Source organism: Pseudomonas sp. BF-R-19, from assembly GCF_019956445.1.
Classification (GTDB): domain Bacteria; phylum Pseudomonadota; class Gammaproteobacteria; order Pseudomonadales; family Pseudomonadaceae; genus Aquipseudomonas; species Aquipseudomonas fluorescens_BH.
In genome coordinates this window covers 90,908-104,298 of the sequence record NZ_JAHBDN010000070.1, presented here as the reverse complement: position 1 = coordinate 104,298, position 13,391 = coordinate 90,908, and the positions used below count along the sequence as shown (strand labels likewise).

Below are 13,391 nucleotides of genomic sequence, written 5' to 3'. Positions count from 1 at the left end.
CACCGACCGGCCCTCCTTCACCGGAGGGCCGATCGCGTTCCACGTTTCCGAGCGCCACGCTCGTACCTCAACCCCGCCAATTTGGCGGGGCTTTTTTTGCCTGCACAAAACGCAGGCAATGTCCTACATGCCTGGTTTGATTGCCCCACACCCCCCATCCCTTTTTGCCCGATATTTTCCCGCCAGCAAACACTTAGCCTTAACACCCAAAACTACGCTGGCAACTTTTAAAGCCACTGGTTGATTAGTTCATTATTCGAATGGATTCGAACATGCTAAAACTCTCTGTCGGCCCAATAGTTGGGCACACTACAACTGATCACGCGCGTATCTTTGTGCGCGGCAAAGCGCAAAAAGATGCACCCGTATTTGCCGGCATCCGTTATCGGCAGTCCGGGCATGAGCAATGGCTTAAAACTACCTTTGCAAGGCTGACAAACCTGCAAGACATGTCCGATGTCATTACTCTCAATAACCTGGCGGCCGATACCGAATACGAATACCAGGCCGGCTGGTTCAGCACCACGAGTGCCGGGCACTCTGCGGATTCACTGCAAGAACTGCCGCTGCGATGGCCGCTAGAACTCTATCGTTTGCGCACCCGATCCGGCACGCTCGGCACGCCACGAGCCTATTTCGTTGGCTCATGTCGTTACTTGCGGATGACCGCCGGCATCCCGTCGGCGCCACACCTGGGCGACCGGATATTTGCCTCGATGACACAACTGGCACAGCAAGCCGACCCGCCGGTCAGCGCGATGTTGATGACTGGCGATCAGATCTATGTCGATGATTTGAATTTTTTCGCGCCTGACCGCGAATATCAGCAAATTCTCGCAAAATACCGTGCAGCTTTCTCCCAGCCGCATATTTCCAGGTTAATGGCCAACCTATCGACTTACATGATCCTCGACGATCACGAAATTGAAGATAACTGGCCGGCCAAGAAAAGATCAGGCGATGATGTTCTATATAAAAACGCCATCACTGCTTATGAGTTATATCAAGCCAGCCACAGCCCGGCATTTGAATTACTTGACGATGGGCGGATCCGCCGGCATCCGAAGCACTATTGGTATCAGTTCACCGATGGCGATATCGAATGGTTCGTCACCGATAGCCGCACCCAGCGTAATCTGTCCGCCGATGATCGACGCATCCTTGATGTTGAACAGGAATATGCCTTGTGCCAATGGCTGATCCACAGCCCTGCCCGGGTGAAGTTGGTGGTCACCAGCGTGATGTTCTATCCCGACGCCAAACACAACGGGGATGACGCCTGGGCCGGTTTTCCCGGGCAACGGCTGCGGTTGCTGGAGACCATTCGTTCGCACCGGTTGAAGAATGTCATTTTCGTTTCCGGTGACGTCCACGGCTCCTTGACCAGTCGACTGACCCACAGCGAAGACCCGGACTTTGAGGTGCACACCATCGTGTCTTCGCCATTGTGCAACATCAAACTGATGCCCTATGCCAGTCGATCCAGCTTTATCCTCGACCAGCCGTTGGCACACAACGCCGCAGGCGAATATCGACAAGAATTGACCGGCAAAGTCATCAGTCAGGATAACTTCGCCCACCTGGTCATCGATGCAGATCGCATTCAGGTGAATTACCACGATCGGGATGGCAAGTTGCTGCAATCGACAGGCATCAATTTGCGCTGATGGCAAAAAATCACAGCCTTCGGGACGCTCCCCAAGGCTGCGATCTGATCAATAACAATACTTTCTGCCGGGAACTGCAGAAATCTTCACGCCTGCCGACATATTCTTATAGCACTTGGCCTTCATCTCTCTTGTCAGTCGGTGTCGCAATGATGCAACCTTGCCGCAGGCAACAGTCAAGAGGGCGAGAGCCCAGCGCGTTCAGCATATTCGAAGCGAGTTTCCCTCCATGAAAAGCCAACCCGATGCCGCCAGCCGTATGGTGGCCGAGGTAGTGACGCAGTTGCCTGTGCCCTCGCGGCTCGGCATGCTGCGTTTCGAACGGCTAAATGAACCCAGCTGGGCACTGCTGTTTCTCGATCCCAATTGCGAACGCCAGTTCGGCCTGCCCGCCGTTGAGCTGTGCGCGCTGGTGGGCTCGCCGTACGCCAGCCTGATGGAGCCGCAAGCGCGCTATGAACTGCACGACGCGATCCAGCAGCAACTGAGCGAAAGCACGCACTACCTGATCCGCTACACCCTGCACACCGCCTCGGGCTCCCTGAATCTGCTGGAACTGGGCGAAGCCTACAAACAACACAATCGACACCTGTTACGCGGCTACCTGTTGGTCATCGACGGCCTGTTCGAGGATGACCCGCTGCAACCGGCCCTGGATCTGGAAACCCAGAACTCGCGCCTGCAAATCGCCCTGGAACTCAATCAGCGTGCCCAGCAGGAACAACTGCTGCATCTGGACCGGGTGCGTGCCCAGCAGGACCTGATCCTGCTGCTCACCCGTCAACGCTACAGCAGCAACAACTCCTTGCGCGAAGCCGCCGAGTTGATCACCCGCAGCGCCTGCGACATCTACGAAATCGACTGCGCCAGCCTGTGGCACCTCGAAGGCTCGATGCTGGTGCCGATCTCGGCCTATCACCGCACGACTCAGGAATACCTGCTACCGCAGCCGATCGATGTCAGCGTGTTCCCCGATTACCTCGACGCCCTGCACACCGGCCGTGCCATCGACGCCCATAACGCCATGCGTGACCCGCGCACCCGGGAGATGGCCGAAAGCCTGCGCCCGCGCGACGTCAACGCAATGCTCGACGCCAGTATCCGCGTCGATGGCCAGGTGGTCGGCGTTTTGTGCCTGGAGCAAACCGGCGCGACCCGCGCCTGGCAGTCGGATGAAATCGCCTTCGCCGGAGAACTGGCGGACCAGTTTGCCCAGGTCATCAGCAACCACAACCGAAGAACCGCCACCAGCGCCCTGCACCTGTTCCAGCGGGCGGTCGAACAAAGTGCCAACGCGTTTTTGCTGGTCAACTGCGACGGCGTGGTGGAATACGTCAACCCGAGCTTCACCGCGATCACCCAATATTCCACCGAAGAAGTGCACGGTCAGCGCCTGTCAGAACTACCGGCCCTGGAGAACCTCAGCGAACTGCTGTTCGATGCGCCTTCGGCACTGGCCAAGAGCAACAGTTGGCAAGGCGAATTCAAGAGCCGCCGGAAAAACCTCGAACCCTATTGGGGCCAGTTGTCGATCTCCAAGGTTTACGGCGACAACCGCGAGCTGACCCACTACATCGGCATCTACGAAGACATCACCCAGACCAAGCTCGCTCAGCAACGCATCGAGCGCCTTGCGTACACGGACAACCTGACCAATCTCGGCAACCGCCCGGCGTTCATCCGCAACCTCGATGAACGCTTCGCCCGGGACAGCGACGCGCCGATCAGCCTGTTGCTGGTGGACATCGACAACTTCAAGCGGATCAACGACAGCCTCGGCCACCAGACCGGCGACAAACTGCTGATCAGCCTGGCCCGGCGCCTGCGCAACAGCCTGATCCCGAGCGGCAGCCTGGCGCGGTTCGCCAGTAATGAATTCGCCGTGCTGCTGGACAACACTGACCTGTCGACGGGCCAGCAAGTGGCCAACCAATTGCTGGCGACCCTCGACAAACCGATGTTCGTCGACAACCAGTTGATCAGCGTCACCGGCTCCGTGGGCCTGGCCTGCGCGCCGCTGCACGGGCGCGACCCGCAAACCCTGATGCGCAACGCCGGGTTGGCGCTGCACAAGGCCAAGGCCAACGGCAAACACCAGGTGCAAGTGTTCACCGAAGCGCTGAACGCCGAAGCCAGCTACAAGCTGTTCGTCGAGAACAACCTGCGCCGCGCCCTGACCCAGAACGAACTCGACGTGTTCTATCAGCCAAAACTGTGCCTGCGCAGCGGGCGCCTATTGGGGATGGAAGCCCTGCTGCGCTGGGACCATCCGGAAAAGGGCATGATCCGCCCGGATCAGTTCATCAGCGTCGCCGAAGAAACCGGGCTGATCATTCCGATCGGCAAATGGATCGCCCGCCAGGCCTGCCGCATGAGCAAAGCGCTGACCGCCGCCGGCCTGGGCAACCTGCAAGTGGCGATCAACCTGTCGCCCAAGCAGTTCTCCGATCCGGACCTGGTGGCCTCCATTGCCAACATCCTCAAGGAAGAAGCCCTGCCAGCTCATTTGCTGGAGCTGGAGCTGACCGAAGGCCTGCTGCTGGAAGCCACCGAAGACACCCACTTGCAGCTCGACCAGCTCAAGCGCCTGGGCCTGACCCTGGCCATGGACGATTTCGGCACCGGTTACTCGTCGCTCAGTTACTTGAAAAAATTCCCCATCGACATCATCAAGATCGATCGAAGCTTCATCCACGAAATCCCGGACAACCAGGACGACATGGAAATCACCTCCGCGGTGATCGCCATGGCGCACAACCTGAAAATCAAGGTCGTGGCTGAAGGCATCGAAACTGCCGAGCAGTTGTCGTTCCTGCGCCGTCACCGCTGCGACGTCGGCCAGGGCTACTTGTTCGACCGCCCGATCCCGGGCAATGAGCTGATCGACAAGCTCAAACGCTACCCGCGTGGCCCAATCGCCTGACAGACACAGATTCTGTGGATGACACAAAACCTGTGGGAGCGGGCTTGCTCGCGAAGGCGTTGAGTCAGTCAGTAACCACGGCTCTGACACACCGCCTTCGCGAGCAAGCCCGCTCCCACAAGGTAGTGCGTATCTGGCCAGCATTGGGCACACTGACAGCCTGTTTTTTTACAACCCAACCTGACTGAGAGGACTGATCATGGTTCTGCGCTCGGAAATTCTGGTGAACAAAAACGTGCTCCCTACTAAAGAACAAGCTCTGCCTGGCCGCGAAACCGCGATGACCCTGTCTGAAAAGCACTTTGTGTTTAAAGACACCCCCTTGCTCGGCCCGTTCTTCGAAGATGTCGACTTCGCGATCTTCGGCCTCGGCTGCTTCTGGGGTGCGGAACGCCGCTTCTGGCAGCGTGAAGGGGTGGTCAGCACCGTGGTCGGCTACGCCGGCGGTTTCACGCCGAACCCGACCTACGAAGAAGTCTGCTCGGGCCTGACCGGCCACTCCGAAGTGGTGCTGGTGGTGTATGACAAGGCCAAGGTCAGCTACGAAGAGCTGCTGGCGATGTTCTGGGAACTGCACAACCCGACGCAGGGCATGCGCCAGGGCAATGACATCGGCACCCAGTACCGTTCGGTGATCTACGCCACTAGCCAGGAACAACTGGACGCGGCGCTCAAGAGCAAGGAAACCTACCAGGCCGAGCTGTCCAAGGCCGGTCTCGGTGAAATCAGCACCGAAATCGACCAGGCCCCGACCGTCTATTTTGCCGAGACGTATCACCAGCAATACCTGGCGAAAAACCCGGAAGGTTATTGCGGCATTGGCGGTACCGGCGTGACCTGCCCTATCTGATCGCTAAAGCAAAAGATCGCAGCCTACGGCAGCTCCTACGGGTGTACGCATAACCCTGTAGGAGCTGCCGCAGGCTGCGATCTTCTGATCATGCAGCTTGTTACTCAGCTATCAACCAATCCATCTGCCACCCACCCTGGGTCTGCCCCAGCTTCTGGGACAACCACGGCAGCAGCTCACGCAACTCTTCCTCAAGCCCCCACGGCGGATTGGCAATCGCCAGCCCGGAGCCGTTCAGGCTGTTGGGCGTATCCAGCGGATGCACCAGCAACTCCACCCGCAACAACTTCGGCGCACCGGTACCGGCCAGGTCCTGATAGAAGCGGCGCAGCGCGCGCTGATCCTTTACCGGGTACCAGATAGCCGCAACGGTCTGGCGCATCCGGCCAATCGCTTCCTTCAACGACGCGGCACAGCGCTGCATCTCGTCGAGCTTCTCGAATGGCGGATCGATCAGCATCACCGCACGCTTCTCCGGCACCGGCAGCAAGGCTCGCGGCACATGCCAGCCTTCGCCCAGGTGCACCTTGACCCGGCGATCACCAGCCATGTTGTCCTTGAGCAGCACACCGTCTTCCGGATGCTTCTCGTTGAGCAACACACGGTCCTGCGGACGGGTCAGGCGCCGCGCCAACTCCGGCGACCCCGGGTAATAGCGCAACTGGCCATCCGGGTTCATCTCGTGCAGCACTTGCATGTAATCAGCGGTCAGGATCGGCAGATCCGGCTGATCCCACAAACGCGCAATGCCTTCCAGGTACTCACCGGTACGGTTGGCCTGATCACCCTGAAGGTCATACAGACCGATGCCGGCGTGAGTGTCGAGATAGGCAAACGGCTGCTCCTTGCGCGACATCAGGGCGATGAGGCGGGTCAAGGTCAGGTGTTTGAACACATCGGCGTGATTGCCGGCATGGAAGGCGTGACGATAATTCATGGCTGCTCCTGCGAAGGGCGGGAAGTTTACCTTTTACTGGGTGGCAAGTCAGGGGGTCGCAGCCGAGCGGCGAACCCGCCACGCCCCTGCAGGAGCTGCCGAAGGCTGCGATCTTTTGATCTTGATCTCGTGGCGACGCCTACACCACCGCCGAAGGCCGCGCCCGCAACCGCCGCCCAACCACATCCAGCACATCACAGCCATCGCGCAACGCAATGGCGCAGAGCAAGGCAAAATCGCTGAGGATGAAGGACTCGCACTCGATCGAACCGCGCATGGACAGGTTCTCAAGCACTTGGGTGACTGCGCGGATTCTGTAGTTGGCGGCGTCGGTGAGGATGTCGAGTGGCGCGTGGGTGTCGACGAACAGGGTGGGCATATCGGTGCAGTTGCTGGTCAATGCCATGAAGCGGTTGTCGGGATGGGGGATCGGTTTTTCGTAGGGTGGGTCGGGATGTATTGATTTCATTTTTAATGCTCTAAGGAAGAAATGGACCTGCCATTAGCCTTCCTACGGGCTAGGGTGGCAGCTATGCACGGGGTAGGAATATCGAGACCCTTAGAGCAAAACTCGACCACGCCAAAGCGTGCCCGCGCATAGCCGCCGCAACTGATCTTACGGCCGCATGCAAACGGCCGCAAACCAGGCTGTGACGCCAAAGTAGCTCTAACGGTCTTGAGAGGTTCCTACACCCCACCACTGAATTGTCAGTGACCGCCAAAGACTATCGACGGAAATCTCATCGCACCACTTCATGAAAACCACTACGTTTTGAAGGAAACGTCCGAAGACCCTGCCCGGAAAATTCGCAGATGATGACGGGCACCACGGATATTGGAGAAGCAAAAAAAACGGCCCGCAGCATAAAGCTGCGAGCCGTTCTTTTATCAGGGATGGGTAGAGTTCAACCCATCACTCATCACTTGTTCAGGCGGTAATCATTCTCTGCAGCAGCAAAACGCTGGAACATGCCGGCAGTCGGCGTGCCCATTTTGCTGACGAAGTAGATCGCCAGGCTGGCGAAGATGAAACCAGGGATGATTTCGTACAGGCCCAGCAGTTCGAAGTGTTTCCAGACGATCACGGTGATCGCGCCGACCAGGATACCGGCCAGTGCGCCGTTGCGGGTCATGTCTTTCCAGATCACGGAGATCAGCACGACAGGACCGAATGCGGCACCGAAACCGGCCCAGGCGTAGCTCACCAGGCCCAGTACACGGTTTTCCGGGTTGGACGCCAGGGCGATCGCAACCAGGGCAACAAGCAGCACCATGGCACGGCCGACCCAGACCAGTTCCAGCTGCGAAGCGGATTTACGCAGGAAGGTCTTGTAGAAGTCTTCGGTCAGGGCGCTCGAGCACACCAGCAACTGGCAGCTCAGGGTACTCATCACCGCAGCCAGGATGGCCGACAGCAGGATACCCGCGATCCATGGGTTGAACAGGATCTTGGCCAGTTCGATGAACACACGCTCGTGGTTCTCGGAGACTGCGCCCGCCATGTCCGGGTGCGCCGAGAAGTAGGCGATACCGAAGAAGCCGACTGCCACGGTGCCGCCCAGGCACAGGATCATCCAGGTCATGGAGATGCGGCGGGCCTTGGCGATCGATTTAACCGAATCGGCAGCCATGAAACGCGCCAGGATGTGCGGTTGGCCGAAGTAGCCCAGACCCCAGCCCATCAGCGAGATGATGCCGATGAAAGTGGTGCCCTTGAGCATGTCGAAGTTGCTTGGATCTTGCGCTTCGATGGCCAGGAAAGTGGTGTCGACGCCGCCAGTGGCCAGCAGCACGATAACCGGCGTCAGGATCAACGCGAAGATCATCAGGGTGGCTTGTACGGTATCGGTCCAGCTCACGGCCAGGAATCCGCCGATAAAGGTGTAGGCAATCGTCGCCGCAGCACCGGCCCACAGCGCCGTCTCGTAGGACATGCCGAAGGTGCTTTCGAACAGACGGGCACCGGCCACGATGCCGGAAGCGCAGTAGATGGTGAAGAACACCAGGATCACGACCGCAGAGATGATCCGCAGCAGGCCGCTTTTGTCTTCGAAACGGCTGGCGAAGTAGTCCGGCAGGGTCAGTGCATCACCGTTGTGCTCGGTCTGTACACGCAGACGGCCGGCGACGAACAGCCAGTTCAGGTAGGCGCCGACGATCAGGCCGATGGCGATCCAGCTTTCGGAAAGGCCGGACATGTAGATCGCGCCGGGCAAGCCCATCAACAACCAGCCGCTCATGTCGGAGGCACCGGCGGACAGTGCGGTCACGACGCTGCCCAGGCTACGGCCGCCCAGAATGTAGTCGGAAAGGTTGTTGGTGGAGCGATAGGCCATCAAGCCGATCAGCACCATTGCTGCGATGTAGATCACGAACGTGATCAGGGTTGGATTGCTTACGCTCATTAAGTTACGCCCTGGCTTTGTTTTTATGTAGCGGCGGCTGGTGAACCGCTCGCAAACGCATACGTTTGACAGACGATCCGGATTCCCGCGCATTTATGACTGATGTTTCCCCAGGAAAGCCATCAGCCGGAGCACCCGGATTTTTCCGGGTTGCACCTTGGTGCGCGAATGCTATTCAACAAAGCAAATAAGGTGCAACCAGTTTCTTGAGAATAAGTTGCACCTAGTCGGAAATAAACGTTAAAAATCGTTTTTTGCTCCTTTTCGGAGCAAAAACGAGTGTTAACTCTCTGAAAAAGCACCAAGCAAATGCAGCACAGCCGTACCAGAATTTATTTCCTGACGAGCTGCGTAATATTCCGACAAAAAAAGGGTTGCACCCGGTTGCACCTCAACAGTCGCACGGCTAATCTTGCCGCCAGCTGATGCCACGCAGTCGTGGCAAACATGAGGATAAAAACATGGCTACCACCACCCTTGGGGTCAAACTTGACGACCCGACCCGCGAACGCCTCAAGGCCGCCGCGACCTCGATTGATCGCACGCCGCACTGGCTGATCAAGCAGGCAATCTTCAATTACCTGGAAAAACTCGAGGGTGGTGCAACCCTGACCGAGCTGAGCGGTTTGACCAAGGATTCCGACGACAGCGTCGACGCGCCTCTGGATCACGCCCACCAGTGCTTCCTCGAATTCGCCGAAAGCATCCTGCCGCAATCGGTACTGCGCGCATCGATCACCGCCGCTTACCGTCGCCCTGAGCCGGAAGTCGTGCCGATGCTGATCGAGCAGGCACGCCTGCCAGCACCGATGGCCGAAGCCACCAACAAACTCGCCGCCTCGATTGCTGAAAAACTGCGCAACCAGAAGAGCGCTGGCGGCCGTGCCGGCATCGTTCAGGGCCTGCTGCAGGAATTCTCCCTGTCGTCCCAGGAAGGCGTGGCACTGATGTGCCTGGCCGAAGCGCTGCTGCGTATCCCGGACAAAGGCACCCGCGACGCCCTGATCCGCGACAAGATCAGCACCGGCAACTGGCAGCCACACCTGGGCAACAGCCCGTCGTTGTTCGTCAACGCCGCCACCTGGGGTTTGCTGCTGACCGGCAAACTGGTGTCGACCCACAACGAAGCCGGCCTGACTTCGTCCCTGAGCCGCATCATCGGCAAGAGCGGCGAGCCGATGATCCGCAAGGGCGTCGACATGGCCATGCGCCTGATGGGTGAGCAGTTCGTGACCGGCGAAACCATCGCCGAAGCCCTGGCCAACGCCAGCAAGTTCGAAACCAAGGGTTTCCGCTATTCCTACGACATGCTGGGTGAAGCCGCACTCACCGAGCACGACGCGCAGAAGTACCTGGCCTCGTACGAACAAGCCATCCACTCGATCGGCAAAGCCTCCCACGGTCGCGGGATTTATGAAGGCCCGGGCATCTCGATCAAGCTGTCCGCCCTGCACCCGCGTTACAGCCGCGCCCAATACGAGCGCGTGATGGACGAGCTGTACCCACGCCTGCTGTCGCTGACCCTGCTGGCCAAGCAATACGACATCGGCCTGAACATCGACGCCGAAGAAGCCGACCGCCTCGAGCTGTCGCTGGATCTGCTCGAGCGCCTGTGCTTCGAGCCGCAGCTGACTGGCTGGAACGGCATCGGTTTCGTCATCCAGGCTTACCAGAAGCGTTGCCCGTACGTGATCGACTACGTGATCGACCTGGCTCGCCGCAGCCGTCATCGCCTGATGATCCGCCTGGTGAAAGGCGCGTACTGGGACAGCGAGATCAAGCGCGCCCAAGTCGAAGGCCTGGAAGGCTACCCGGTCTACACCCGCAAGGTGTACACCGACGTGTCCTACATCGCTTGCGCCCGCAAGCTGCTGTCGGTGCCGGAAGTCATCTACCCGCAGTTCGCCACGCACAACGCCCACACCCTGTCGGCCATTTATCACATCGCCGGTCAGAACTATTACCCGGGCCAGTACGAGTTCCAGTGCCTGCACGGCATGGGTGAACCGCTGTACGAACAGGTTGTAGGCAAAGTCTCCGAAGGCAAACTGAACCGTCCGTGCCGCGTGTACGCTCCGGTCGGCACCCACGAAACCCTGCTGGCCTACCTGGTGCGTCGCCTGCTGGAAAACGGCGCGAACACCTCGTTCGTCAACCGCATCGCCGACCAGTCGATTTCGATCCAGGAACTGGTGGCCGATCCGGTAGCCAGCATCGAGCAGATGGCGACCGTGGAAGGTGGTTTCGGCCTGCCGCACCCGCGCATTCCGCTGCCGCGTGACCTGTACGGTTCCGAGCGCGCCAACTCCAGCGGCATCGACATGGCCAACGAACATCGCTTGGCTTCGCTGTCCTGCGCGCTGCTCGCTACCGCACACAACCACTGGAAAGCCGCGCCGATGCTCGGTTGCGCCTCCAGCACCGAAGCGCCGGCACCGGTCTTGAACCCGTCCGATCTGCGTGACGTGGTCGGCCATGTGCAGGAAGCGACTGTCGAAGACGTCGACAACGCGATCCAGTGCGCCCTCAACGCTGCGCCGATCTGGCAGGCCACCCCGCCAGCCGAACGCGCCGCGATCCTGGAACGTGCTGCTGATTTGATGGAAGCCGAGATCCAGCCGCTGATGGGCCTGTTGGCTCGCGAAGCCGGCAAGACCTTCGCCAACGCCATCGCCGAAGTGCGTGAAGCCGTGGACTTCCTGCGTTATTACGCGGTGCAGGCACGCAACGACTTCACCAATGACGCTCACCGTCCATTGGGTCCGGTTGTATGCATCAGCCCGTGGAACTTCCCGCTGGCGATCTTCAGTGGTCAAGTGGCTGCCGCACTGGCTGCCGGCAACCCGGTATTGGCCAAGCCTGCGGAGCAAACGCCGCTGGTCGCTGCTCAAGCCGTGCGCCTGCTGCTCGAAGCCGGTATTCCGGAAGGTGTATTGCAACTGCTGCCGGGTCGCGGTGAAACCGTCGGTGCCGGTCTGGTGGGTGATGAGCGCGTCAAAGGCGTGATGTTCACTGGTTCCACCGAAGTCGCGCGCTTGCTGCAACGCAACATTGCCGGTCGTCTGGACAGCCAGGGTCGTCCGATCCCGCTGATCGCCGAAACCGGCGGCCAGAACGCGATGATCGTCGACTCTTCGGCACTGACCGAACAGGTTGTGATCGACGTGGTTTCGTCGGCGTTCGACAGCGCCGGTCAGCGTTGCTCGGCCCTGCGCGTCCTGTGCCTGCAGGAAGATTCTGCCGACCGCGTCATCGAAATGCTCAAGGGCGCGATGGCCGAAAGCTGCCTCGGCAACCCTGAGCGTCTGTCCGTGGACATCGGCCCGGTGATCGACGCCGAAGCCAAGGCTGGCATCGAGAAGCACATCCAGGCCATGCGCGACAAAGGTCGCAGCGTGTACCAGGTGGCCATCGCCGATGCCGAAGAAGTCAAACGCGGCACCTTCGTGATGCCGACGCTGATCGAACTGGAAAGCTTCGACGAACTGCAGCGGGAGATCTTCGGCCCGGTGCTGCACGTAGTCCGCTACAAGCGCAAGGACATCGATCAACTGATCGGCCAGATCAACGCTTCCGGCTACGGCCTGACCCTGGGCGTGCACACCCGCATCGACGAGACCATCGCCAAGGTGATCGACAACGTCAATGCCGGTAACGTCTACGTCAACCGCAATATCGTCGGTGCAGTAGTAGGCGTGCAGCCATTCGGCGGCGAAGGCCTGTCGGGTACTGGCCCGAAAGCCGGTGGCCCGCTGTACCTGTACCGCCTGCTGTCGACGCGTCCTACCGATGCGATCGAACAATCCTTCGCTCGCAGTGATGCTGCTGCAGCACCGGACGTTCGTCTGCGCGACGCCATGAGCAAGCCGCTGACCGCCCTGAAAGCCTGGGCCGACAGCCACAAGTTCGCCGACCTGAGCACCCTGTGCGTGCAGTTCGCCGCGCAATCGCAAAGCGGCATCACCCGCCTCCTGGCCGGCCCGACCGGCGAGCGCAACAGCTACGCGATCCTGCCACGGGAACACGTGCTGTGCCTGGCGGAAGTCGAAGGCGATCTGCTGACTCAACTGGCAGCGGTATTGGCAGTCGGCGGTTCGGCGGTATGGCCGGAAGCTGACATGACCAAGGCCTTGTTCGCACGCCTGCCGAAGGACATTCAGGCACGCATCAAGCTGGTTTCCGACTGGAACAAGGACGAAGTGGTGTTTGATGCGGTTGTGCATCACGGCCATTCCGACCAGTTGCGTGCGGTGTGCCAGCAGGTTGCCAAGCGTGCCGGCGCCATCGTTGGCGTGCAGGGCCTGTCGCAAGGCGAATCCAACATTGCACTGGAACGCCTGGTGATCGAGCGGGCGTTGAGCGTCAACACGGCTGCGGCGGGTGGTAATGCCAGCCTGATGACCATCGGCTAAACCGCAACAAATCAGGCGCCCGTAATGGGCGCCTGAAATGCAAAACCCCTGTGGGAGCGGGTTTGCTCGCGAAGGCGGTGTGTCATTCAACATAGATGTTGAATGTGCCGGCCTCTTCGCGAGCAAGCCCGCTCCCACATTTGTTTTGTGGTGCCTGCTAAGTCGCTGCTCTGCCCCACCATCACGCTCATCAATCA

At 59.6% G+C, this 13,391-nt stretch carries 7 protein-coding genes; 4 read left to right on the top strand and 3 right to left on the bottom strand.

Annotated elements, in window-relative coordinates; all coding sequences use genetic code 11:
* The first annotated feature begins 272 nt into the window (after positions 1 to 272).
* From KGB28_RS20410 to msrA, 3 genes are all read left to right on the top strand, one after another.
* Entirely contained in the window at positions 273 to 1,667 is a 1,395-nt protein-coding gene (locus KGB28_RS20410; protein ID WP_223447520.1) for an alkaline phosphatase D family protein, read from the top strand.
* Positions 1,668 to 1,896: 229 nt separating this feature from the next.
* The gene (locus KGB28_RS20405; RefSeq protein WP_223447518.1) at positions 1,897 to 4,590 is read left to right on the top strand and encodes a GGDEF and EAL domain-containing protein; all 2,694 of its coding nucleotides are present in this window, start codon (positions 1,897 to 1,899) and stop codon (positions 4,588 to 4,590) included.
* A 199-nt stretch (positions 4,591 to 4,789) separates the two neighbouring features.
* Positions 4,790 to 5,440: a peptide-methionine (S)-S-oxide reductase MsrA gene (msrA, locus tag KGB28_RS20400; RefSeq protein ID WP_223447516.1), complete on the top strand. Its 651-nt coding sequence runs from the start codon at positions 4,790 to 4,792 to the stop codon at positions 5,438 to 5,440.
* A 100-nt stretch (positions 5,441 to 5,540) separates the two neighbouring features.
* Here the strand turns inward: msrA and KGB28_RS20395 are convergent, their stop codons facing one another.
* The 3 genes from KGB28_RS20395 to putP all read right to left on the bottom strand — a co-directional run bounded on the left by KGB28_RS20395 (position 5,541) and on the right by putP (position 8,782).
* Entirely contained in the window at positions 5,541 to 6,377 is an 837-nt protein-coding gene (locus KGB28_RS20395; protein WP_223447514.1) for a 23S rRNA (adenine(2030)-N(6))-methyltransferase RlmJ, read from the bottom strand.
* Positions 6,378 to 6,516: 139 nt separating this feature from the next.
* Positions 6,517 to 6,846 carry a hypothetical protein gene (locus KGB28_RS20390; RefSeq protein ID WP_223447512.1) on the bottom strand — a complete coding sequence of 110 codons (330 nt, stop codon included), beginning with the start codon at positions 6,844 to 6,846 and terminating at the stop codon, positions 6,517 to 6,519.
* 451 nt (positions 6,847 to 7,297) lie between these two features.
* Positions 7,298 to 8,782 carry a sodium/proline symporter PutP gene (gene putP / locus KGB28_RS20385; RefSeq protein WP_223447510.1) on the bottom strand — a complete coding sequence of 495 codons (1,485 nt, stop codon included), beginning with the start codon at positions 8,780 to 8,782 and terminating at the stop codon, positions 7,298 to 7,300.
* A gap of 461 nt (positions 8,783 to 9,243) precedes the next feature.
* Here putP and putA point away from each other — a divergent pair, with 461 nt between their 5' ends.
* A complete protein-coding gene (gene putA / locus KGB28_RS20380; protein ID WP_223447508.1) occupies positions 9,244 to 13,194 on the top strand; it encodes a trifunctional transcriptional regulator/proline dehydrogenase/L-glutamate gamma-semialdehyde dehydrogenase in 3,951 nt (1,316 codons plus the stop codon).
* The last annotated feature ends 197 nt before the right edge of the window (positions 13,195 to 13,391 follow it).

Bases quoted from the DNA above. Each gene is read 5' to 3' on its own strand.
- KGB28_RS20410 (WP_223447520.1), top strand. From the start codon at position 273: ATGCTAAAACTCTCTGTCGGCCCAATAGTTGGGCACACTACAACTGAT.
- KGB28_RS20405 (WP_223447518.1), top strand. From the start codon at position 1,897: ATGAAAAGCCAACCCGATGCCGCCAGCCGTATGGTGGCCGAGGTAGTG.
- msrA (WP_223447516.1), top strand. From the start codon at position 4,790: ATGGTTCTGCGCTCGGAAATTCTGGTGAACAAAAACGTGCTCCCTACT.
- KGB28_RS20395 (WP_223447514.1), bottom strand. From the start codon at position 6,377: ATGAATTATCGTCACGCCTTCCATGCCGGCAATCACGCCGATGTGTTC.
- KGB28_RS20390 (WP_223447512.1), bottom strand. From the start codon at position 6,846: ATGAAATCAATACATCCCGACCCACCCTACGAAAAACCGATCCCCCAT.
- putP (WP_223447510.1), bottom strand. From the start codon at position 8,782: ATGAGCGTAAGCAATCCAACCCTGATCACGTTCGTGATCTACATCGCA.
- putA (WP_223447508.1), top strand. From the start codon at position 9,244: ATGGCTACCACCACCCTTGGGGTCAAACTTGACGACCCGACCCGCGAA.